The organism is Mycolicibacterium septicum DSM 44393, assembly GCF_000455325.1.
Lineage (GTDB): Bacteria > Actinomycetota > Actinomycetes > Mycobacteriales > Mycobacteriaceae > Mycobacterium > Mycobacterium septicum.
The window spans coordinates 3,675,317-3,701,970 of the sequence record NZ_HG322951.1 but is presented as its reverse complement, the minus strand read 5'-3'; the positions used below and the strand labels follow the sequence as shown (position 1 = coordinate 3,701,970).

Genomic DNA, 26,654 nt, shown 5'->3' with positions numbered 1-26,654 from the left:
GCACGGGGCCGGCGCGGCAGTCGTTCACTGCACCGGTGCGTTCGCCAACTGCTGAGCCAAGCTGCGTACGGACGGCGCGTCGAACAGCGCGAGCATCGTGAGTTCGACGTCGAGAGCTCCATTGATCGCGGCGATGGCACGCATCGCGGAAATCGAATCGCCACCCGCATCGAAGAACGACTCCTCCACACCCACCCGGTCGACGCCAAGCACCTCGGCGTAGATGCTGGCCACGATCTGCTCGACCAGGGTGGTCGGGGGGCGATAGGCACCGTCGGCCTCACCGGTTTCGGGTGCTGGTACCGCGCTGGTGTCCGGCCGAGCCGATACCGCCTTGCGCCCCCACCCGTCCAGGCGCGCGGTCTTCGTCAGGAGATCCAGGGACGACACGCGGCGACCCGGATGGGCCGTCATCCCCACCAACACCTTCTTGAAACGCTCCATCAGCGCTTCTACGGTTTCGCCGTCGAATACATCGGTGTCGTATTGGACCCGCAGCTCCAACTCGCGACCGGGCCCGGCTTGCACCGCGATCGGGTAGTGATAGAAGTCGCGGCTGCTGAAACCGGTGACGGCCAATCCCTCGCCGCCCGGTGGTGTTCCGGTATCGGTCGGATAGTTCTCGTACACGAAGACGGTGTCGAAGAGGCTGTCCTGGCCGGTCATACGGTGGATGTCGCTGAGCGCCACGTGCTGATGATCGAGTGTGTCGTTGTGGGCACTCTGCAACTGATCCAGCAGGTCGGCCGTGGTGGTGTCCGGGGTGAAGGTGGCCCGCACCGGCACCGTGTTGATCAGCAGGCCGACCATCGAATCCGCACCGTCCACCTCCGGTGGCCTACCCGAGACGACGGTTCCGAAGGCGACGTCGTGATGGCCGGTCAGCGAGCTGAGCAGGAGTGCCCAGGCCCCCTGCAAGACGACGTTCACGGTGGTGTGATGCGCGCGCGCGAGTTTCGTGAGCGCCCGCGTGGTCTTGGCGGGCACCCGGTACGAGCCGACACAACGCTCCCCGAACCGCAGCTTCTGCGGCGGTCCGACGAGAATCGGAGTGTCGAAACCGGCCAGCACCTCACGCCACACCGCATGGGCGGCATGGTGATCGCGTTCGGACAGCCACGTCATGAAGCTGCGGTACGGGGAGGCCGCGGGCAGCCGCAGCCCCTGGTAGCCGGCGAAGATCTCCTGCATCAGGATCGGCATCGACCAGCCGTCGAGCACGATGTGATGGTTGGTCAGGACGAACCGGTGCCGGTCCTCCGCGATACGGATGAGGGCCGTCCGGAAGGCAGGTTGGTTCTCGAGGTCGCACACTGCGCCACGTTCGGCGGCGCAGATCTCCTCGATCTGCTGGTCGATGCCAACGCCGCTGGCGCCCAACTCGATATACCGCCAGGGCGCCACCGGATCAGCGGGGATCACCTGCACGGGTTGCTCGAATTGCGGGCAGAAGCGGGCAGCCAGATGCGGATGCCGGCTCACCACGGTCTGCACGGCATCGCGCAGCCGGTGTACGTCGAGCGGACCGCTCAATGCCAGGTCCAGCTGTACCGCATAGACATCGTCACCGGAGGAGTTCGCGATGCCGGCGTGGTAGAGCAGTCCCTGCTGCAACGGCGTCAGGAGAAGCACGTCGGCGATGGGGAATTCGCTGTGCAGCGCATCGATCTGGTGCTGGCTCAGCCTTGCCGGCGCGATGTCCGACGGCGTCAATCCGCCCCCGCCCCGCCTGACATGGGCACAGATCCCGGCCAGGGCGTCGAACCACAGCCGGCTGATCCGGGTCACAGCCGTACGATCCAGTGCGGTGGGCGCCCACGTCCAGGTGGCATTCAGGTGCGGGCCGCTGTCGGTGTCGATGGTGACCGCATTGAGCTCCACGGTGTGCGCCAGCGCAATCGGCATCGCGCCGGCCGCACCGGTCATCGACAGGCCGTCCTGACTGAAACGCCACACGTCACCGGACGCGTACGCCGCCGGGGAGCCCAGCCGGCCGAGATAGTTGAACCCGATCACCGGATCGGATCCGGCCAGATCCACGTCGGGGTTGAGGTAGCGCAGCAGTCCGTAACTCAGGCCGTCGGGCAGGTTTCGAAGCTGCTCTTTTGCGTCCTTGATGACCGCGCCGAGCGCCGCATCGCCTGCCACCACCTGCGTCCAGCGCAGCCCACCGACCGCCAGCGATACCGGGTACTTGGCGGTGAACCACCCCACCGTGCGCGACAGGTCGACCTCTGGGTCGTCGGGTGCGCCCAGATCTGCCAAGTCCTCCTGGCGCCCGTGGCCCTCCACATCGATGGCGATCGGAGCGCCGCCCGTCCCCAGATACTGGGCCCACGCCAGTGCGAGCGCGATCAACAGGATCTCTTGCACCCCGGCGTGAAACGCCGCAGGCACGTCACCCAGCAGCATGTGGGTGGTCTCGGCATCCAGGAACTCCGACAGGTACCCGGCGGTGGCGAACGTATCCTCCGCGGGCCGCGGTGCCGGCAATGCGGGTGGGATCGAGGCCACCTGCCGCCACGCCTCCGCGCGGCCGACCACGTCGGGGTGGTGCGCGTACTCAGCCAGCAGGTCCGCCCATCGTTTGAACGACGACCCGGTCGGCGGCAGCAGCACCGGCTGCTCGCCGCGATGCTGGGTCCAGGCGATGTTGAGGTCCTCCAGCACAATTCGCCACGACACTCCGTCGACAGCCATGTGGTGGGCGACCAGCGCCAGTTGCCCCGTGGCGGAGCTCCACAACGCGCTCAACATCACCCCGGCGGCGGGATTCAACCGCGACCGCGCCGCCGCCAGCGCGTCTTCCGTCAACAGATCGACGGTGAGCAGATGCTCGCGGGCATCCACCGCATCCGGTTCGGGCACCGTCAACGCCCATCCACCGGCGCCGTCGTCCTCGGCACGCAATCGGAGCATTCCGTGCCGAGCCAGCAAGGCCTGCAACAGGATTACGACATCGTCCTCGGACGCACCGGCGGGTGCCTGCAGCACCACCGTCTGATTGAACTCGTCGATCGGGCCGTCGACACGCTCCAGGCCCTTGAGCCACCGCATGATCGGAGTCGCCACGACCGGACCGAGACCCTCGTCGATCACGTCGCCCGCGTTGTTGGCCATCCTGACCACTCGCGCCAACCGGGCCACCGTCTGCTGGACGAAGATGTCACGTGGGCGCCCGGTCAGGCCGGCACCGTGGGCGCGCCAGATCACCTGAATGGCCGAAATGCTGTCGCCGCCAAGGTCGAAGAACGAGTCGTCGACACCTACCTGTTCCAGACCGAGGACTTGGGCGAAGATCCCCGCCAGAAGCTCCTCGACACCAGTGGCCGGAGCACGGTACCGATCGACGTCCTGGTACTCCGGTGCAGGCAACGCACGGATGTCGAGTTTTCCGTTGACCGTCAACGGCAGGGCCTCGATCTCCACCACCGCGGTCGGGACCATGTAGGGCGGCAGCTTCTCAGCCAGCGCGGCACGCAACTCAGCGGGATCGGCGGTCCCGGTGACATAACCGACCAGCCGCTTGTCCCCCGGCCGGTCCTCACGGGCGATCACCACCGCCTGCTCGACACCGTCCAAAGCCTTCAGCGCGGATTGGATCTCGCCCAATTCGATGCGATACCCACGAATCTTGACCTGCTCATCGGCCCGGCCCAGGTATTGCAGTTCCCCGTCCGCGCGCCAACACACCAGATCCCCGGTGCGATACATCCGCATCCCCGGCGACCCGAACGGGCACGCGACAAACCGCGTCGAGGTCAACGGCGCCCGGCCCACATAGCCGGAACCCAAACCCGCACCGGCGACATACAACTCGCCCACCACCCCGACGGGCACCGGACGCAACCAGCGATCGAGCACGACAAAGGCCAGGTGCTTCAGCGGCACACCGATCGGACTGACCGCGACCTCCGCATCGAGCTCGGTGATCTCCCGGAACGAGGCGTGCACCGTGGTCTCGGTGATCCCGTACATGTTGATCAACCGCGGCAACACCGGATGGTCCTGGAACCACTCCGCCAGCCGAGTCGGGTCCAGTGCTTCACCGCCGAATACGACCAACTCGAGCTCGAGCTCAGAACCCACACCCGATGAGAGCTCATCCGCGGCTTGCAGCGCATAGAACGCCGACGGCGTCTGACTCAACACACTGACCCGCTCGGCGACCAGCAGGGCGTGGAACTCTTCGGGCGACCGTGCCACCGAATCGGACACCACCACCAGCCGGCCGCCGTGCAACAGTGCGCCGAAAATCTCCCAGACCGAGAAGTCGAAGGCCAGCGAATGACTCTGCGTCCACACTTGATCCGCCGACAACTCCAGATCGGCGTCCAGCGCCTGCAGCAAGCGAGTCACGTTGTGGTGCGGGATCGCCACACCTTTCGGCACACCCGTGGTGCCCGAGGTGTAGATCAGGTACGCGATGTCGTCCGGTCCCGGCCCCGGCAGGGCTGTATCGGGTTGGCCGGCCACCGCGGCATCGTCGACGGCGATCACCCTCAATTCGTGCCCGGCCAGCCGGTCGGCCAGATCCGTGGTGGTGACCGCCGCCAGCGGTGTGGCATCGCTGAGGATGAACTCCAGCCGGGAATCGGGCACTGCGGGATCGATCGGCACGTACGCCGCGCCGGTCTTGAGCACCGCGAAGATCGCGACGATCGCCTCTACCGACCTCGAGAACAGCAACGCCACGCGCCGGCCCGGACCAACACCCTGCTCGACGAGCAGGTGCGCCAATCGATTCGCGGCCCGATCGAGATCCCCGTATGTGATGTGGCTTCCGTCGAAACTGACGGCCACCGCACCGGGATCACGGGTCACCTGAGCGTCGAACAGAACCGGAATCGACACCGGGCCGGGGGCTGGACGGGTCAGCGTCGCGAGATTGCCCACCGTGTCCAGACGCGCCCGCTCGTCGGCATCGAGCACATCGATCGCCGACACACGCAGGGTCGGATCGGCAGCCATCGCCTGAAGGACCCGCTGCAACCGGTCGATGAGGGCTTCGATGCTGCCGGCGTCGAAGACATCGGTACGGAACTCGACGGTGCCGGAAATTCCCGCGGCCTCACCGGTTTCCGTCCACCGTTCTGCCAACGACAACGACAGGTCCATCCGCGCGGTGTGGGTGTCCAGTGGCAACTGAGTGACCTGCAGATCCCCCAGCGACACCCCGCCGCCGTCGTCACCCGGCTGTCCGGGAACGTTCTGCCAGGCCAGCATCACCTGCACCAGTGGGTGGTGGGTCAGGGACCGGGTCGGATTGAGCCGCTCGACAAGCACCTCGAACGGCACGTCCTGGTGCTCGAACGCACCCAGACTGCGTGCCCGAACTTGCGCCAGCACTTCGGCGACACTCGGGTCTCCGTCCAGATCGACGCGCAGCACCAACGTGTTGACGAAGAACCCGATCAGCTCGTCGAGGGCCGGGTCACGGCGCCCGGCGATCGGAAAGCCCACCGCCACATCTGAACTCGCGCTGAGCTTCGACAGCAGAGTCAGCAGTGCCGCTTGAATGACCATGAATTTGGTCGCGTTGTGTTCGCGAGCCAGGCGAGCCACCTGTTGCTGCAGATCGGCGGGCCATTCCACATCGACTCGGTCGCCATTCTGGTCGGCCACCAAGGGATAGGGACGATCAGTCGGCAATGCCAGGCGTTCGGGCATCCCGCCGAGTGCGTCCGCCCAGAACCTCAGCTGCTGGGAGATGCGGCTGTCGCTGTCCTCCAGATCGCCGAGCTGGGCACGCTGCCACAACGTGTAGTCGGCGTACTGGACCGCCAACGGCTGCCAGCCCGGCGCCTTCCCTTCACGCCGACTCGCATACGCCACCCCCAGATCGGCGACCAGCGGAGTGATCGACCAACCGTCTGCGGCAATGTGATGCACCACTGCCACCAGCACATGCGCATCCTCGGCTACCCGGAAAACCTTCGCCCGCAGCGGGATCTCGGCAGCGAGGTCGAAGCTGTGACGCGCCGCGGCCTCGACGGCCTGCTCCAACCTGGCGGACGGCCATCCGACCGCATCAACCACCTCCCAGCCGAACTCGGTCCGCTCGGCGGGAACAATCAGCTGCTGAGGCGTCCCGTCAACCGTCGGGAACGACGTACGCAGACTCTCGTGGCGATCCAAGAGGTCCTTGAACGCCGCGCCCAGGGCATCGACATCAAGCGGACCATCCAACCGCAGACCTGCCGCCAGGTTGTAAACCGGTGAAGGCCCGTTCAATTGGTCGATGAACCACAACCGGCTCTGCGCAAACGACAGCGGCATCACCGCGGGCCGCTCGGCGGCCACCAAGGGTTGATGCCGGCCTTCGTCGTCACCGATGCGGAGCATCAGCTGGGCGACCGTCGGAGCATCGAACAGGAGGCGCTCTTCGAGGCCGGTGCCCAGGGTCCGGTTGAGGGCCGCGATCAGGCGCATGGCCTGCAGGGAATCACCGCCGAGATCGAAGAATGAATCGTCGACGCCGACGCGGTCCACGCCGAGGATCTGGGCGTAGATGCCGGCCAGGATCTCCTCGGTGGGCGTACTCGGGGCCCGGTAGCTTTCCAGGAGTTGGTATTCCGGTGCCGGCAAAGCCTTTTTGTCGAGCTTGCCGTTCACCGTCAACGGCACCGCCTGCAAGCCGACCACGGCCGCGGGCACCATATAGGGCGGCAGCGTCTCCCCCAGCGCCGCACGCGCAACGGACACATCGACGGTCCCGGTGACATAACCGACCAGCCGCTTGTCGCCCGGCCGGTCCTCACGGGCGATCACCACCGCCTGCTCGACACCGTCCAGGGCCGCCAGCGCGGACTGGATTTCGCCGAGCTCGATGCGATACCCACGAATCTTGACCTGCTCATCGGCCCGGCCCAGGTACTGCAACTGCCCATCGGCGCCCCACGACACCAGATCCCCGGTGCGATACATCCGGATCCCCGGTGTTCCCGCGCTGCCGAACGGGCAGGCCACAAACCGCGTCGACGTCAACGGCGCCCGGCCCACATAGCCATAGCCCAAACCTGCACCGGCGACGTACAACTCGCCTACGACCCCGACCGGAACCGGTCGCAACCAGCCGTCGAGCACGAAGAAGGCCAGATCCGCCAGCGGCACACCGATCGGACTGACCGCATTCCCCACATCGGCGGCGGTGATCTCCCGGAACGAGGCATGCACCGTCGTCTCGGTGATCCCGTACATATTGATCAACCGTGGCATCGCCGCGTGCCGGTCCATCCATGGTGCAAGCCGCTGCGGCTCCAAGGCCTCGCCGCCGAACACGACGACCTCGAGTGAGAGCTGGTGGTCGGGCCGGGCGCCGTCGACCGCGGCCAACGCATAGAACGCTGCCGGTGTCTGACTGAGCACACCGATCCGCTCGGCGACCAACATCGCGTGGAACTCTTCGGCCGAGCGCGTCACCGATTCGGGCACCACCACCAACCGACCGCCGTGCAACAGCGCGCCGAAGATCTCCCACACCGAGAAGTCAAAAGCCAACGAATGACACTGCGTCCACACCTGACCCGCAGACAAATCCACATCACGATCGATCGCATCCAGCAACCGCGCCACATTCCGATGCGGAATCGCCACACCCTTGGGCACACCCGTCGTCCCCGACGTGTAGATCAGGTACGCAACATCATCGCCAGTTGGTTCGACGGGCGGTGGGCTGCCCGGCCGGCCGGCCGCAGCGGAGTCGTTGACATCGATCACCGTCAACCCACGTCCATCCAACCGACCCACCAGATCAGCGGTGGTGACCACAGCGATCGGAGCCGAGTCGGTCAGGACGAAATCCAAGCGGGCATCCGGCACCGAAGGATCGATCGGCACATACGCCGCACCGGTCTTCAGCACCGCCATGATCGCCACGACCGCCTCGACCGACCGCGGGAACAACAACGCCACCCGCAGCCCGGGACCTGCTCCCCACTCGATCAGCAGGTGCGCCAACCGATTCGCAGCCGTGTCGAGTTCCCGATAGGTCAAAGAACTTTCACCGAAGCTGACCGCCACCGCGTCCGGATGACGAGCCACCTGCTCATGGAACAAGGTCGGGATCGACACCGACACCGGGGCCGCCCCATTCAAGGCTGCCCGGTTACCCCACTCATCCAGCTCCTCGACGTCATCGTCGTCGTCGAGATCCATCGACAACAATCGCCGGTTGGCGTCGGCAGTCACGATGGTTGTACCTCTCCGGTCATGGCCTCCAGCACGCGCTGGAACCGTCCGACGACTTTTTGCACACGCTTCGCAGTGAATACGTCGGTATCGAATTCGACACGCAGAACCAGTTCGGCGCCGGGCATGGCTTGCAGGGTCAGTGGGTAGTGGTTGTATTCGCGGCCGTTGACCTCGGTGATGGCCAACCCGTCGACCATCGTCGCCGCGACCGTCTCGACCGGATAGTTCTGGTAGACGAAAAGCGTGTCGAACAGCTGATCATGGCCCACGGCACGGTGGATTTCACTGAGCGCCAGATGCTGATGCTCGAGAGTGTCGCCGTGATGGCGTTGCAGTTCGTCGAGCAGCCCGGCGATGGTCGTGTCCGGTGTGATGGTGGCCCGTACCGGCACGGTATTGATCAGCAGGCCCACCATCGAATCCGCGCCGGCCACCTCCGCCGACCGGCCCGAGACCGCGACGCCGAAGGCGACGTCATGCCGGCCGGTGAGCCACATGAGCACCTGTGCCCACGCCGCTTGGAGAACGGTGCTGGCAGTCGTGTGCTGTGCGCGCGCGAGTTCATTGACCGCCCTGGTGGTTTCGGCGGGCAAGCGGAACGACTCGGTGGCCCTTCGCCCTGGAGTTCCCCGGTTGGGGGCGACCAGAGCCGGGGTGGCGAAGCCCGCCAGGACTTCGCGCCACGCAGCGTGTGCGGCGTCGACGTCTCGATCGGTGAGCCATGTGACGAACCTGCGGTAGGGCGCGGCGGCGGGAAGCCGCTGCCCGTAATAGCCGGCGAAGATCTCCTGCAACAGGATCGGCAGTGACCAGCCGTCGAGCACGATGTGGTGATACGTCATCACGAAGCGGTGTTCGTCATGCGCGGACCGGATCAGCGCTGCGCGGAACGCCGATTGGTGGGCCAGATCGCAGACGGTCGCACGTTCGTCGGCGCACAACTTCTGTATCTGCTCGTCCACACCGGGGGCATCTGCGTCCGTGGTCATGTCGAGGTACTGCCAGGGCACGCTGGGTTCCGCCGGGATGATCTGGACGGGTTCGCCGAACCGTTTGTCGAACCGCGCGGCCAGGTTGGGGTGGCGGTTGACCACGGTGCGCACCGCCTCGCGCAGCCGGTGTGGATCCAGCGGGCCGGTGATGGTGACGTCGAGTTGCATGGCGTAGACGTCGTCATCGTTGCTTCGAGTTGCATTGGCCTGGAACAGAAGTCCCTGCTGCAGGGGCGTCAGGGGCAGCACATCGGCGATCCGGTGGTGCTCACTCAGCTCGTCGATCTCGGGCTGAGTGAGACGGGCGGGGACGATGTCGGACGGTGTCAGGCCGCCACCGCCCCTGGAGATGTGGGCACAGATGCCGGTGAGCGCCTCGAACCAGAGCCGACTCAGTCGGCTGATCTGGGTCTCGTCGAGAGCCGAGGGCGCCCACGTCCAGGCGGCGTGAAGACTTGGGCCTGCATCGGTTTCGGCGGTGCTCGCGTTGAGTTCGATCGTGTGCCCGAGCGGCATCGGTACGGCCGCGGCGGCCGCGGCGACCGCCGCTCCGTCACGGCTGACCTGCCACAGCCCGGCAAGTTCGTCCGATTGTGCCGGGCCGGTCGCGCCCAGCCTGCCGAGATAGTTGAATCCGATGGTCGGGTCGGCTCCGGACAGATCGACGTCGGGGTTGAGGTAGCGAAGGAGTCCGTAGGTCATTCCCTCGGGTAGGCCGCGCAGTTGTTCCTTGGCGTCCTTGATCACGCGGCCGAGTGCCGGATCGCCGGCCCGCACCTCAGACCATTGCAGCCCGGCAAAGGGGCCTCGGACATCGAGTGACACAGGGTACTTGGTGGTGAACCAGCCCACGGTTCGCGAGAGGTCGAGACTTCGATCGAAAGCTCCACCCAATTCCTCGGTACGGCCGTGGCCCTCGACATCGATGCCGACCGGCAAGGTGACTCCCAGGAACTCGGTCAGCGCCAGCCCGTACGCGATCAGCAGAATGTCTTGTACCCCAGCGTGGAACGCTGCCGGGACCTCACCGAGCAGGACCCGGGTCGTCTCGACATCCAACGATGCGGTGAGGTGCCCGGCCGTCCCGTACGTGTCGAGTTCGGGCCGGACCGTGGGCAGCGCGGAGGAGGTCGCCAACACTCGCCGCCACGTGTCGGCCTGATCCACCACCGGGGCCGAGCGCGCGTGCTCACCGAGCAGTTCCGTCCACTGCGCGAATGAGGTCCCGGTCGTAGGGAGTGCGACCGGCTGACCGTGGCAATGCTGAGCCCAGGCGATGTTGAGGTCTTCGAGCAGAATCCGCCAGGACACCGCGTCCACCGCGAGGTGGTGGACGGTCAATACCAACTGGCCGGTGGAGGCCACCCACAGCGCGCTGACCATCTCCCCGGCACCGGGGTTCAGCCGCGACCGGGCCCGCATCAATGCGTCGTCGGACAGCTCATCGACGGACTCCAGATGTGCTCGCACCGAACCCTTCTCGGGCACTGAGAGCGACCAGCTCCCGGCCCCGTCGTCTTCAGCGCGCAAACGCAGCATGGCATGCCGGTCCAGCAGGGCGGTCAACACCATCTCGACGTCGGACTCGGTGGCTCCCGGCGGGGCCTGGACCACCACCGTCTGGTTGAACTGGTCGACCGGACCGCCGGCACGGTCGACCTCTTCCAGCCAGCGCATGATCGGGGTTGCCCCGACCGGACCGATGCCCTCGTCGACCGGGCCGGTGTCATCGGCGTCGACGCCTGCCACCAGGGCCAGTCGCGCCACCGTCTGTTCGACGAAAACGTCACGGGGCCTGCACATCACACCGCATGCCCTGGCCCGGGCCACCACCTGCATGGACAGGATGCTGTCGCCGCCCAGGTCGAAGAACGAGTCGTCGACCCCCACCCGCTCGAGCCCGAGCACCTGGGCATAGATGCCGGCCAGGATCTCCTCGACTGCGGTCTGCGGTGCGCGATACCGCTCGGCGTCCTGGTATTCCGGTGCAGGCAAGGCGCGGGTGTCGAGTTTGCCGTTGACCGTCAACGGCAATGCGTCCAGAACCACGATCGCGGCCGGGACCATGTACGGCGGCAGCCGATCGGCCAGTGCGCTTCGCAACCCGGCCGGATCCACCGAACCGGCCTCGTCCGGGATGACGTAGCCGACCAGGCGCTTGATGCCCGGCTGATCCTCACGGGCGATCACCACCGCCTGTCCGACTCCGGCCAGCCCACTCAACGCGGCCTGAACCTCGCCGAGTTCGATGCGATAACCACGAATCTTGACCTGGTCATCGGCACGCCCCAGATACTGCAGTTGCCCGTGGGCACGCCAGCTCACCAGGTCTCCGGTGCGATACATCCGCCGTGCGGGCTGCCCCGGCTCACCGAACGGGCACGCCACGAAACGTGCGGCGGTCAATCCCGAGCGGCCCAGATAGCCGCAGGCCACACCGTCGCCGGCGACGTACAGTTCGCCGACCACACCGGGGGGCACCGGGCGCATCCACTCGTCCAGCACGAACAAAGCCGACGTCGGGACGGGCGCCCCGATGGGCGCGGCCCCCGACCCAGCTTCCAGGGGTGCGCTCATCGACGCGTACACCGTGATCTCCGTGGGGCCATAGGCGTTGATCACCACACGCCCGGGCGCCCAACGATCGACCACCTCACCCGGACAGGCCTCACCGCCGAGCAGCAACGCGACCGACTCCAGCCCCTGCGGGGACAGCGCCCCGGCCGCCGACGGGGTCTGGGTGAGCACGTTGACCCGCTCGCCGACCAGGAGGGCATGGAAGTCGTCGGGTGAACTCACGACGGACTCGGGCACCACGACCAGGCGTGCCCCGCCCAGCAGCGCAGCCCAGATCTCCCATACCGAGAAGTCGAAGGCGTACGAATGACATTGCGTCCAAACCTGATTCTCCGGTAGGTGCGCAGGCGTGGAGCGGGCGAGGTGAGTCAGGTTGTGGTGGCTGACGGCCACGCCCTTGGGCAGCCCGGTCGTTCCCGAGGTGTAGATGAGGTACGCGATGCCCTCCGGCGCCGGTTCCGCGGGCGCGGTGCCGGGCTGGTGGGCAACCGCCGGATCGCCGAGGTCGACCACCCGCAAGCGATGGCCATCGAGCCGTTCGGCCAGACCGTTGGTGGTGATCGCGGCGACGGGGTCGGCATCGGTCAGCATGAACTCCACCCGGGCTGCGGGCAGCGCGGGGTCGATGGCCAGGTAGGCAGCCCCGGCCTTCAGCACCGCCAGCATCGCGACGATCGCGTCCGCAGAGCGCTCCAGCAGCAGGGCCACACAGCGACCAGGTCCGACACCTTGCCCGATGAGCAAGTGCGCCAGCCGGTTTGCTGCCTCATCGAGTGCACGATAAGTCAGTGACCGGCCGTCAAAGGTGACCGCGACGGCTTCCGGGTTCCGCGCGACCTGCGCGGCGAACAATCCCGGGACCGATACCGGATCCGTTGGCGGCACCGGCCCCGCCAACGCGGCCCGGTTGCCGATTGCGTCGAGGTGGGCGTGTTCGACGGCATCGAGCAGGTCGATCGAGGACAGGTGGCGGTCCGTGTCGGCGGTCATCGCCGACAACACCAGCTCGAACCGCTTGATCATCGTTTCGATGGTCGCCGTATCGAACACGTCGGTGCGGAACTCCACCGTCCCGCCGATTCCGGCGGGAGCTCCGGTCTGGGTCCGCCGTTCGGCGAGCGAGAAGCTCAGGTCCATGCGCGCGGTGTGGGTGTCCGCGGGCATCTGGCTGACCTCCAGATCGCCGAGTGCCAGGGCGCTCCCGGACTGGCCGGGAACGTTCTGCCATCCCAGTGCCACCTGGATCAGGGGGTGATGGGTCAGGGACCGGGTCGGATTGAGCCGCTCGACGAGTACCTCGAACGGCACATCCTGGTGGTCGTAGGCGGCCAGGCTGCGGGACCGCACCTGCGCCAGCAGTTCTGCCACCGTCGGGTCCCCGGTCAGATCGGCCCGCAGGACCAAGGTGTTGACGAAGAACCCGATCAGGTCGTCGAGGGCGGGGTCGCGGCGTCCGGCGATGGGGAAACCGACTGCCACATCGGAACTTCCGCTGAGCCTGGACAGAAGGGTCAGCAGCGCTGTCTGGATCACCATGAAGCTGGTCGCGTTGTGCTCGCGGGCGACCCGGGCGACCTGCTGCTGCAGTTCGGCGGACCAGTCCAGCGAAACGATGGCGCCGCGCTGATCGGCGGCCGGCGGGTAGGCCCGATCGGTGGGCAGTGCCATCCGTTCGGGCATGCCGGCCAGCGCATCCTGCCAGTAGCTCAGCTGCGTGGCGATACGGCTCTGGCTGTCGTCGAAGTCGCCGAACTGGGCGCGCTGCCACAGCGTGTAGTCGACGTACTGGACGGCCAGATCAGCCCAGGCTGGCGCCTGCCCGGCGCTGCGGCCGGCATAGGCCACCCCGAGGTCGGCCACCAGCGGAGTGAGAGACCAGGCGTCGGCCGCGATGTGGTGCACCACCGCTGCCAGCACGTGTTCGTCACCGCCGAGCCGGAAGAGCTTCGCCCGCAACGGGATTTCGCCGGACAGATCGAACGTGTGACGGGCGGCTTCGCCGATCGCCTCGTGCAACTGCTCCCCCGACCAACCGGTGGCATCCACCACGTCCCAACCGAACTGGGCGTGCTCGATCGGCACCACCGACTGCCGCGGGATTCCCTCGGCCGCAGGGAAGACGGTACGCAGGCTTTCGTGGCGGGCCACCACGTCGGCCAGCGCGACACCCAGGGCTTCGACATCCAGCGCCCCACTGATCCGCAGCGCGGTGGCCATGTTGTAAACCGGTGAGGGGCCTTGCAGTTGGTCGAGGAACCACAGCCGGGACTGCGCGAAGGACAGCGGAATCGTAGCGGGCCGCTGACCGGCCACCAGCGGATCCAGCCGGGCCTCATCGCCGCCGATCCGCGGGGCCAACTGCGCCACCGTGGGCGCCTCGAACAGCACCCGCACCGCAAGACCGGTGTCGAGGGCGGCGTTGATCGCGGCGACCAGGCGCATCGCCGACAGCGAATCTCCACCCAGATCGAAGAACGAATCGTCGACCCCGACGCGCTCCACTCCCAGCACGGCGGCATAGATCCCGGCCAGGATCTCCTCGGTGAGGGTGCCGGGTGCGCGGTAGCGGTCGATGTCCTGATACTCGGGTGCGGGCAGGGCCCGGGTGTTGAGCTTGCCGTTGGTGGTCAACGGCAGCGTCGGCAACGAAACCACCGCCGCCGGAACCATATAGGCCGGGAGCTGCTCGGCCAGCTGGGTGCGCAGCTTCGCCGGGTCCGCGGTCCCGGTCACGTAGCCCACCAGGCGTTGGTCGCCGGGACGGTCGGTCCGGGCGATCACCGCGGCTTGCTCGACGCCGTCCAAGCCGGCCAAGACCGACTGAATCTCACCGAGTTCGATGCGATAGCCGCGGATCTTGACCTGCTCGTCGGCACGCCCGACGTAGCGCAGCTGCCCATCGGGGTCCCAGCACACCAGATCTCCGGTGCGGTACATGCGCTGTCCGGGAGATCCGAACGGGCAGGCCACAAATCGCGAACCGGTCAGGTCCGCCCGGCCCAGATAGCCGACGCCGACCCCGCGGCCGGCCACGTACAACTCACCGACCACCCCGGGCGGAACCCGGCGCATCGCCCCGTCCAGTACGAACAACGCGGCGCCCGGTACCGGCGCACCGATCGACGGCGCCCCTGTCCCTACGGCCAAAGGTGCAGTCCTGGAGGCACATATCGTGGTCTCGGTCGGACCGTAGGCGTTGACCATCACTCGGCCCGGGGCCCAGCGGTCCACCACCTCGGCCGGGCAGGCCTCACCGGCCACCAGCAGTGACATCGCGCCCAACCGTTCGGGGGACAGCATCGCCACCGCCGACGGAGTCTGGCTCAAGACATCGACCTGTTCGGCGACGAGCAACGTCTGCAGGTCCTCTGGTGAGCGGGCCACCGACTCGGGCACGACCACGAGCCGCCCGCCGTGCAACAGTGCGCCCCAGATCTCTTCGACCGAGGCGTCGAAAGCGTAGGAATGCCACTGCGTCCACGCCTGTCCCGCCAGGAACGTGTCGCGCGACCCCAACAGTGCGGCCACATTGCGGTGGGCGATCGCCACGCCTTTGGGGACGCCGGTGGTGCCCGAGGTGTAGATGATGTAAGCGATATCGTCCGGGTGCGGCACCGGCAACACGCTGCCAGTGACGCCGTCGAGATCCGGGTCCGCGACATCGCCGACCCGGATGACCCGCAGGTCGCATCCGGCCAGTCGGTCGGCCAGGCCTGCGGTGACGATCGCGACCGTCGGCCCGGCGTCGGCGAGCATGAATTCGATTCGCGCATCGGGCAACACGGGGTCGATCGGCAGATACGCGGCGCCCGCCTTGAGCACCGCCAGCATGGCCACGATCGCTTCCGCCGAGCGTTCCGACAGCAATGCCACGCATGCACCCGGACCGACGCCGTGAGCGGTCAGCCTGTGCGCCAGTCGAGTTGCGGCCGCATCGAGTTCCAGGTACGTCATGCGGCTGCCGTCGAAGCTGATCGCCACGGCTTCGGGCACACGGGCAGCCTGTGCGGCGAACAGCGCCGGAATCGAGATTGCGGCCGAGGCGGTCGTCGGAGCATTCAGTACCGCCCGGTTGCCCCACCCGTCCAGACACGCGCGCTCGGCCTCGTCGAGAAGGTCGAGTGACGAGACCCGCTGGGACGTGTCGGCGGTCATCGCCGCCAGAACCCGCCGCCACCGTGCGATCAACGCCTCGATGCTGCCGGCGTCGAACACGTCGGTACGGAACTCCACTGCCCCGCCGATCCCGGCGGGGTCGCCCTCGGGCGTCCAGCGTTCCCCGAGGGAGAACGTCAGATCCATGCGGGCGGTCTGCGTGTCGACCGGCAATGGGGTGACCTGGAGGTCTCCCAGGCTCAGCCCGCCGGCCGGGCCGGTGTCCTGCCAGGGCAGGTTCTGCCACGCCAACGCCACCTGAACCAGCGGGTGATGGGTCAGGCTGCGGGTCGGGTTGAGCCGCTCCACCAGAACCTCGAACGGCACGTCCTGGTGCTCGAAGGCGGCCAGGCTCCGCGCCCGCACCTGGGCCAACACCTCTGCCACGGTGGGGTCCCCGGCCAGATCCACCCGGAGCACCAAGTTGTTGACGAAGAAGCCCACCAACTCTTCGAGGGCACGGTCACTGCGCCCGGCGATCGGGAACCCAACGGCCACATCGGAACTGGCACTCATCTTGGACAGCAGCACCGCCAGCGAGGCCTGCATCACCATGAAGTTCGTCGCGCCGTGCTCGCCGGCCACCGCGCACACCCGCTGTTGCAGCTCGACCGGCCAGTCGACCGCGACGGTGGAGCCGCGCTGATCGGCCACCGGAGGGTAGGGCCGATCGGTGGGCAGCGCGATACGTTCGGGCAGCCCGGCCAGCGCGTCTTCCCAGTAGGTCAACTGCGCGGCGATGGGACTGTCGGAGTCGTCGAGATCGCCCAACTGCTCACGCTGCCACAACGTGTAGTCGACGTACTGCACCGCCAGCGGCTCCCAGTCGGGTGCTGCCCCGGCGCAGCGGCCGGCATACGCCACACTGAGATCACGCACCAGCGGGGCGAGTGACCAGCCGTCGGCGGCGATGTGGTGCACCACCGCGACCAGCACGTGGTTGTCGTCGGCGACGCGGAAAAGCTTCGCCTGCAACGGGATTTCGGAGGACAGGTCGAAGCTGTACCGAACCGCGGCGTCGATGGCCTCGTTCAGGGCGCTCTCGGTCCAGCCGGTGGCGTCGACGACGGTCCAACCGAAGTCGGCCCGGTCGACGGATGTGACCACCTGACGAGGAGTTCCGTCGGGCGCATCGAACAGCGTGCGCAGGCTCTCGTGGCGACCCACGACATCGCCCAGTGCCGCACCCAAGGCGTCGGCGTCGAGCCGTCCATGAAGCCGCAGGCCGACCGGCATGTTGTAGACCGGCGACGGTCCCTGCAGCTGGTCGACGAACCACAACCGGTTCTGGGCGAACGACAGCGGGATCACCGCGGGGCGCTCACCGGCCACCAGCGGTGCCAGTCGCCGTTCTCCTGCACCGATACACAGCGCGAGCTGGGCAACCGTGGGTGATTCGAACACCGTCCGTACCGAAAGTTCGGTATCCATGCTGGCGTTGATCGCGGAGACCAGGCGCATCGTCGAGACGGAATCCCCGCCCAGATCGAAGAACGAGTCGTCGGCGCCGACCCGATCGACACCCAGGACCCGCGCGTAGATGCCGGCCAGGATCTCCTCGTCGGGACTGGAGGGCGCACGGTAGTGGTCGACATCCCGATAGTCCGGCGCCGGCAGCGCCCGGGTGTCGAGTTTGCCGTTCACCGTCACCGGCAGCGCGGCGAGGGCCACCACCGAGGCGGGAACCATGTAGCCCGGCAGCCGTTCGGCAAGTGCGGCACGCGCTTTCACGGGGTCGGCCGTCCCGGTGATGTAACCCACCAGACGCTTGTCGCCCGGGTGGTCCTCGCGCGCGATCACCGCCGCTTGATCCACGCCGTCCAGCGCGTTCAGCGCCGACTGGATCTCGCCGAGTTCGATGCGGTACCCGCGGATCTTGACCTGTTCATCAGCGCGGCCGAAGTAGTCCAGCTGCCCGTCGGCGCGCCACCGCACCAGGTCTCCGGTGCGATACATGCGGGTGCCGGGTTCCCCGAACGGGCAGGCCATGAAGCGGGACGCGGTCAGCCCCGACCGGCGCCAGTACCCGATGCCGACGCCCGCGCCGGCCAGGTACAACTCGCCGACCACGCCGGCGGGCACCGGACGCAGCCACTCGTCCAGCACGAAGAACGCCGCCCACGCCGTCGGCGAACCGATCGGCGGAGCTCCGGTCCCGGCAGCCAGCGGCGCACTGGCACACAACCACATGGTGGTCTCGGTCGGGCCGTAGACGTTGACCATCACCCGCCCCGGCGCCCAGCGATCCACCAATTCCGGTGGGCAGGGCTCCGCGCCGATCACCAAAGCCGCGGCGTCCAGGCCCTGCACCGGCAACACTCCCACCGCCGACGGGGTCTGCGTCAGCACCGTGACCTGCTCGCGCAGCAGGAGGGCATGGAAGTCTTCCGGGGAACGGGTCACCGTGTCGGGCACCACCACGAGCCGCCCGCCGTGCAGCAGGGCACCCCAGATCTCCCAGACCGAGAAGTCGAACGCATATGAATGGAACTGCGTCCACACCTGTCCCGGCTCCAGAGGAATCCCGATCTGGAGCGAGTCGAACAGCTGCGCCACGTTGCGCTGGGTGACCGCCACGCCCTTGGGCTGTCCGGTGGTCCCCGAGGTGTAGATGATGTGGGCCATGTCGTCGGGAGCCGGGGGCGCCAGTGCCGCGCTGGGCTGGTCGGCGACGACGGGGTCCGTCACGTCGAAGATCATCAGGCCGTGCCCGTCGAACCGGTCGACGAACTCGGTGGTGGTCACCGCGGCGATCGGGGCGGAGTCGGTCAGCATGAACTCCACGCGGGACTCCGGCAGCGCCGGATCGATCGGCAGGTAGGCCGCCCCGGCCTTGAGGACCGCCAGGATCCCCACGATGGCCTCGGCCGAACGCGGGAACATCACGGCCACCCGCTCGCCGGGACCCACCCCATGACCGACGAGCAAGTGCGCCAACCGATTCGCGGACTCGTCGAGTTCTCGATACGTGAGTGAACGATCCCCGCAGACCAGCGCCACCGACTCCGGTGCCCGCATCACCTGCGCGGCGAACAATTCCGGCACCGACGCCGGCCGCGCCAGGTCGCACAGCACCGCCCGGTTGCCCCAGCGCGCCAGACGGCTGCGCTCGGCCGCGTCGAGCAGGTCCACGGTCGACAGCGAGCGACCCGGATCTGCCGTCATCGCCTCCAGCACCGCCTCGATCCGGTGGGCGAGGACTTCGATGTCGGCGACGTCGAAGACGGCTGTGTCGTATTCGAGACGCAGGCGCAGTTCGTCACCGGGTATGGCCTGCATCGTCAGCGGGTAGTCGGTGGACTCGTGGCTGGCGACCTCGATGATCTCCAACCCACCGTCGCCGCCTGACAACGCGCCCGTGTCCACGGGGTAGTTCTCGAACACGAACAGGGTGTCGAACAGTCGGTCGTGGTCGGCGATGCGGTGGATCTCGCTGAGCGAGAGATATTGGTGCTCAAGGGTCTTCGTTTGCGCGTCCTGCAGCTGGTCGAGCAGTCCGGTGGTGGTGGTCGCCGCGGTGATGTCCGCGCGCACCGGCACCGTGTTGATCAGCAGGCCCACCATCGATTCCGCGCCGACGACCTCGGCCGGGCGTCCCGAGACGACCGTACCGAACACGATGTCGCGCTGGCCGGTCAGGGAATTCAGCAGCAGTGCCCAGGCACCCTGCAAGACGATGTTGGCGGTGGTCCGATGCGAGCGCGCCAGTTCGTTGAGCGCTCGGGTGGTTCTCGCGGACACCCGATGTGCCAGCACTCCCCGCTGCCCCAACTCCGATTTCTGCGCAGGGCCGACGAGGGTCGGGCTGTCAAGACCTTCCAGCACCCCGCGCCAGGCGGCGTGGGCGGCGGGGAGGTCCCGATCGGCGAGCCAGTTGATGAAGCTCCGGTACGGAGTGGCCACGGGCAGTCGGTGCCCCTGATAGCCGGCGAAGATCTCCTGCAGGAGGATGGGTAGCGACCACCCGTCGAGCACGATGTGGTGGTTGGTGAGCACGACCCGGTGCCGGTTGTGTCCGGTGCGGATCATCGCCACCCGGAAGGCCGGCGGATGGGCCAGATCGCAGACCGCGGCGCGTTCGTCCGCGCACACCTGCTGGATCTGCTCTTCGGTTGCGGCGGCGCCCAATTCGACATACCGCCACCCCGCGGTGGGATCGGCCGGAATGATCTGCACGGGCTCGTCGAACTGGTCGCAGAACCTGGCCGCCAGGTGCGGATGGCGGTTGGCGACGGCCTGCACGGCATCCCGCAGCCGGTGCTCGTCGAGCGCACCGGCGACGGTGATGTCCAACTGCACCACGTAGAGATCGTCATCGGGACTCTGCGCACTGCTGCTGTGAAAAACGAGTCCCTGCTGTAACGCGGTCAGCGGCAGGATGTCGGCGATCCGGTACTGGCTTGCCAACTCGTCGATCTCGGACTGGCTGAGCCGGGCCGGCGCGATGTCCGACGGGGTCAATCCACCCCCGCCGTTTCGCACGTGCTCACAGATACCGGCCAGCGCGTCCAGCCACAGCGTGCTGAGCCGGTTGATCTGTGCGTCGTCGACACCAGAGCGTGCCCAGGTCCAATTGGCTTGCAGCTGTGGACCCGAATCGGTGTCGAGGGTGCCCGCGTTGAGTGCCACGGTGTGGGTCAACGGCATGGGTATCGCCGCGGCCGCACCGGTGGCCGAGAGACCATCCGCGGATATCCGCCACAGCTCATCGGCTGCCGCCGTGGATCCGCCACCCAGACGACCCAGGTAGTTGAACCCGATGGTCGGGTCGGCCCCGTCGAGATCGACGTCGGCGTTCAGGTAGCGCAGCAGGCCGTACGTCAGCGGATCCGGGAGCGAACGGAGTTGCTCCTTGGCGTCTTTGACCACCTCGCCCAGCGCCGCATCGCCGGCGACCACCTGGGACCAGGTCAGTCCCCCGAAGCCGCCCGCGACGTTCAATGCCACCGGGTATTTGGTGGTGAACCACCCGACAGTGCGCGACAGATCGATGTTCGGATCGAGGGTTCCGCCCAGTTCTTCCTGACGCCCGTGCCCTTCGACGTCGACGGCGATCGGCGTGTCCGGTGTGCCCAGAGTTCCGGAGAATTCGGCCACCGCCAGCCCGAACGCTATCAACAGGATGTCGTGTACCCCGGCGTGGAACGCCGTCGGCACCTCACCGAGCAACATCCGCGTCGTCGCGGCGTCGAGGGACACCGCGAACTGCCCGGCGGTCTCATAGGTATCCGCTTCGGGCCGCACCGCCGGCAACACCGCAGGGGTGGCCGCCACCCGCCGCCACACCGGGGCCTGGGCCACAACGTCCGGGTGGCCGGCGTGCGTCTCCAGCAGTTCGGCCCACCGCGCGAAGGACGTTCCAGCAGGCGGCAGATCCACCGGTTGTCCGCCGCGACGCTGTGCCCACGCGAGATTGAGGTCTTCCAGGACAATTCGCCACGACACCCCGTCGACAGCGAGGTGGTGGACGATCAGCACAAGCCCGCTCGTCGAGGTCACCCACAGCGCGCTCAGCATCACCCCGGCGGCCGGGTTCAACCGCGACCGCGCCGCCACCAGTGCCTCATCCGTCAGGGTGTCCACCGATTGCAGGCATCCATGCGCGTCGATTGCACCTGCCTCGGGCACGGTCAACGACCAGCCGTCCGCGTCAGGATCCCCGGTCCGCAGCCGCAGCATGCCATGCCGATCGAGCAAGGCCTGCAACAGGATTACGACATCGGCCTCGGCCACCCCATCGGGCGCCTGCAACAACACCGTCTGGTTGAACTGGTCCACGGGACCGTCGGCACGTTCCACGTCGTTCAGCCACCGAATGATGGGAGTCGCCGGCACCGGTCCGACTCCTTCGTCGACCGGGCCACGGGATGCGGCGGCCGTTCCGGCCACCCGCGCCAACCGGGCCACCGTCTGCTCGACGAAGACATCGCGCGGGTGGCACACCAGGCCCGCTGCGCGGGCCCGGGCAACCACCTGCATCGACAAGATGCTGTCGCCGCCAAGGTCGAAGAACGAGTCGTCGACACCGACGCGGTCCAGCCCGAGAACCTGGGCGTAGATACCCGTCAGGACCTCTTCCACCGCGTCTGCCGGGGCGCGATACCCGTCCCCGGAGCCGTAGTCGGGAGCGGGAAGCGCACGGGTGTCGAGTTTTCCGTTGACCGTCAACGGAATCGCGTCCAACACCATCACGGCGACGGGCACCATGTATGCGGGCAGCCGGTCCGACAAGTCGGCACGGATTCCGGCCGGATCGGCCGTGCCGGTGATGTAGCCGACGAGCCTCTTGTCGCCGGGACGGTCCTCGCGGGCGACCACCACCGCCTGCTCCACGCCATCGAGCGCTGCCAAAGCGGCCTGGACTTCACCGAGTTCGATGCGATAGCCGCGGATCTTGACCTGCTCGTCGGCACGGCCCAGGTATTGCAGCTGACCGTCCGGGCGCCAGCACACCAGGTCTCCGGTGCGATACATCCGCGTGCCGATGCCGCCGAACGGGCACGCGACAAACCGTGAGGCGGTCAACCCGGTTCGGCCCACGTAGCCATACGCCAGGCCCGCACCTGCCACGTACAGCTCACCGATCACTCCGGCAGGCACCGGACGCAGCGACTCGTCGAGAACCAACAACGCGGCTCCGGGAACCGGTGAGCCGATCGGCACGCCGCGGCCGGGCAGCAGGGGCGCACTGATCGCCACGCACATCGTGGTCTCGGTGGGTCCGTACGCATTGATCATCACGCGCCCGGGAGCCCACTGCTCGACCACCTCGGGTGAGCAGGCTTCGCCGACCACGACCAACGCCGCCGACTCCAGGCCTTCGGTCGGCAACGCCCTTACCGCAGAGGGCGTCTGGGTGAGAACGTCGACTCGTTCGGCAACCAGCAACGCATGGAAGTCGTCTGGTGAGACCGCGACGTCCTCGGGTACGACCACCACCCGTCCACCACGGAGCAGGGCGCCGAAGATCTCCCACACCGACACATCGAAGGCCAGAGAGTGACACTGGGGCCACACTCCAGGGCGAGGCAGCCCGGCGTCGAGGGACTCCAGCAGTTGGGTCACGTTGTGATGGGTGACCGCAACGCCTTTGGGCACACCGGTGGTACCCGAGGTGTAGATCAGGTAGGCGATGTCGTCTGCGCCCGGCGTCGGCAAATCACCAGCGGCGGATGCGGTGGCATCGACCTCGCTGACGTCGACGACCGCCACACCGCGTCCCCGCACCCGATCGGCGAGTTCGGTGGTGGTGACCACGGCCACCGGCGCCGCGTCGGTCAGTACGAACTCCAACCGCGCATCGGGCACCGACGGATCGATCGGCAGATACGCCGCGCCGGTCTTGAGGACAGCCAGGATGGCGATGATCGCCTCGGCGGACCGGTTGAACAGCACCGCGACACATTGGCCCGGGCCTGCATCCCGGCCGGTGAGCAAGTGCGCCAACCGGTTCGCGGCGTCATCGAGTTCTCGATACGTCCACGAACGGTCACCACAGGTGACCGCCACCGCCCCGGGAGTGCGCGCCACATGCTCGGCGAACAACGCGGGGACCGAGACCGGCCTGGCAGCCGGACGGGTCAGCGCTTCGTGATTGCCCATCGCGGCGAGCCGGGCGTGCTCGTCGTCGTCGAGTAGATCGACCGACGACAACCTCGCCGTCGGGTCGGCAGTCATCACCGTCAGTACCCGCTGCAGCCGGGCGATCAGTGTGGCGATGGTATCGGCGTCGAACACGTCGGTGCGGAACTCCACCGTGCCACCGATTCCGGCGGGCTCGCCGGAATCGGTCCGGCGTTCAGCCAGCGAGAAATTCAAATCCATTCGGGCGGTGTGGGTGTCCACCGGCATCCGGGTGACCTGCAAGTCGCCCAACTCCAGGCCGACAGCTGAGTCATTGATGTCGTGCCCGGCCAGGTTCTGCCATGCCAGCGCTACTTGGATCAGCGGGTGGTGGGCCATCGATCGAGTCGGGTTCAGCCGCTCGACGAGCACTTCGAACGGCACATCTTGGTGATCGAACGCGGCCAGGCTGCGCGCGCGGACCTGAGCCAGCATCTCGGTCACCGTCGGGTCCCCGGCCAGGTCGACCCGCAGGATCAAGGTGTTGACGAAGAAGCCGACCAGTTCATCCAGCGCGGGGTCGCGACGTCCGGCGATCGGGAAACCCACTGCCACATCTGAACTCGCGCTGAGTTTCGCAAGCAGGGTCAGGAGCGCCGCTTGAACCACCATGAAGCTGGTGGCGTTGTGCTCACGCGCCACGCGGGCAACCTGCTGCTGCAACTCCGCAGGCCAGTCCACCGCCATCGTGGCTCCGCGCTGATCGGTCGTCAGCGGGTACGGCCGATCGGTGGGCAGGGCGATGCGCTCGGGCATGCCGGCCAACGCGTCCTGCCAGTAGCTCAGCTGCGTGGCGATGCGACTCTGGCTGTCCTCGAAGTCGCCGAACTGCGCGTGCTGCCACAGGGTGTAATCGGCGTACTGCACCGGCAGGGGCGCCCAGTCGGGTGTCTGCCCGGCGCAACGGCGGGCGTAGGCCACGCCCAGATCAGCCACCAGCGGGGTGATCGACCAGCCGTCGGCGGCGATATGGTGCACCACCGCGACCAGCACGTGCTCGTCGTCGCACAGACAGAAAAGTCGTGCCCGCAGAGGAATCTCGCTCGACAGGTCGAACGCATGCCGTGCCGTGTCCTCGAGAGCGGCCTGCAGCTCCTCCGGTGTCCACCCGCAGGCATCGACGACATCCCAGCCGAGTTCCGTGCGCCCGGTGGCCATCACCACCTGACGTGGAACGCCGTCGGGCGCGACGAACAGGGTGCGCAGACTTTCGTGGCGAGCCACCACGTCGGCCAACGCCTCGTTCATGGCGTCGATGTCCAGCGCACCGCTGATCCGGAACGCAGCCGTCATGTTGTAAACCGCTGACGGACCCTGCAATTGGTCCAGGAACCACAAACGGGACTGGGCGAACGACAACGGAACCACCGCGGGCCGCTCAAGGGCCACCACCGGCTCCAACCGAGCCTCGTGCCCACCGATATGGGAGGCCAGGTGCGCGATGGTTGGCGTGTCGAACAACGAACGCACAGCGATGCCGGCATCCAGCGATTTGTTGATCGCGGCGACCAGGCGCATGGCGGACAACGAGTCCCCACCCAGATCGAAGAACGAATCGTCGACACCCACCCGGTCCGCGCCGAGAACACGGGCGTAGATGTCGGTCAGGATCTCCTCGACCGGGTTGGCCGGGGCCCGATAGCCTTCGCCGCCAACGTAGTCCGGTGCCGGCAGGGCGCGTCGGTCGAGCTTGCCATTGACCGTCAGCGGCACCGTATCGATGACCAGCACCGCGGACGGGACCATGTAACTCGGGAGTCGCTCCGCCAGCCGGGCGCGGATCTGGCCCGGGTCGGCGGTGCCGGTGACGTAACCGACCAGGCGCTTGCCCCCGGGGCCCTCGTCGCGAGCGACAACCACGGCCTGCACGACACCGTCGAGTGCAGCCAGAGCGGCCTGGACCTCACCGAGTTCGATGCGGTAGCCGCGGATCTTGACCTGCTCGTCGGCGCGACCCAAATACTGCACTTGACCATCGAGGCCCCATCGCACCAGATCGCCGGTGCGGTACATGCGGGTTCCCGGCGCCCCGAACGGGCACGCCACAAACCGCGAAGACGTCAGCCCCGACCGGCGCCAATATCCTGTCCCCACACCGCGACCGGCGATATACAGCTCACCGACCACTCCGGGCGGCACCGGACGCAGCCAACCGTCCAAGACGAACAACGCTCCCCCGGCGACCGGCGCGCCGATCGGCACCACCGAATCCGCGGCGAGGGGCGCGCTGATCGACGCGTACACCGTGGCCTCGGTGGGACCGTAGGCGTTGATCATCACCCGGCCCGGCGCCCAGCGCTCCACCAACTCGGGCGGACACGCCTCGCCGGCCACCACCAACGCCGCCGATTCCAGGCCCTGGGGCACGATCATGCCCGCAGCAGACGGGGTCTGGCTCAACACGGTGACATGTTCGGCAACCAGCAGATCGTGGAAGTCGTCGGGCGATGCGGCGACCGACTCCGACACCACCACCAGGCGCGCCCCATGGAGCAACGCACCGAAGATCTCCCAGACCGAGACATCGAAGCTGTACGAGTGCCACTGCGTCCATACCTGCCCCGGTCCCGACGACACGTGAGCGCTGAGGGATCCGAACAGTCCCGGCACGTTACGGTGCGGGATGGCAACACCTTTCGGGACGCCGGTGGTGCCCGAGGTGTAGATGATGTACGCGATGTCATCGGGCGCCGGGCCCGTCAGGGCAGTGCCGGGGCGAGCTCCCGAAACGGAGTCTGCGGTGGCCGCGGCATCGCTGATGTCGATGACCGGAACGTCGCACCCGTCCAGGCGCGACCGCCGCGCCGCCGTGGTGACCGCCACCACCGGCGCGGCATCGGCCACCATGAACTCGATGCGCGCAAGCGGTAGCGCCGGATCGACCGGCACGTAGGCCGCACCGGTTTTCAGAACGGCGAGAATCGCCGTGATGGCTTCGGACGACCGGGAGAAGAGCAGCGCCACTACCTCGCCCGGGCCCGCACCGTGAGCGGACAACACGTGCGCGAACCGGTCGGCGGCCGCATCGAGTTCCCGGTAGGTGACCGACCGGCCATCGAAAGTGACCGCCACCGCATCTGGGGTGCGGGCCACCTGTTCGGCGAACAACGTCGG

Annotated in this window: 2 protein-coding genes; both read right to left on the bottom strand. The window is 67.5% G+C overall.

Features of this window, described 5'->3' with window-relative positions; genetic code table 11:
* Positions 1-24 precede the first annotated feature (24 nt).
* Positions 25-8,190 carry a non-ribosomal peptide synthetase gene (locus tag TX88_RS35830; protein ID WP_044518488.1) on the bottom strand — a complete coding sequence of 2,722 codons (8,166 nt, stop codon included), beginning with the start codon at positions 8,188-8,190 and terminating at the stop codon, positions 25-27.
* Positions 8,187-26,654: non-ribosomal peptide synthetase (locus TX88_RS17355; protein ID WP_044518486.1), on the bottom strand; the 18,468-nt coding region annotated here is incomplete at its 5' end. The genes TX88_RS17355 and TX88_RS35830, both read right to left, overlap by 4 nt.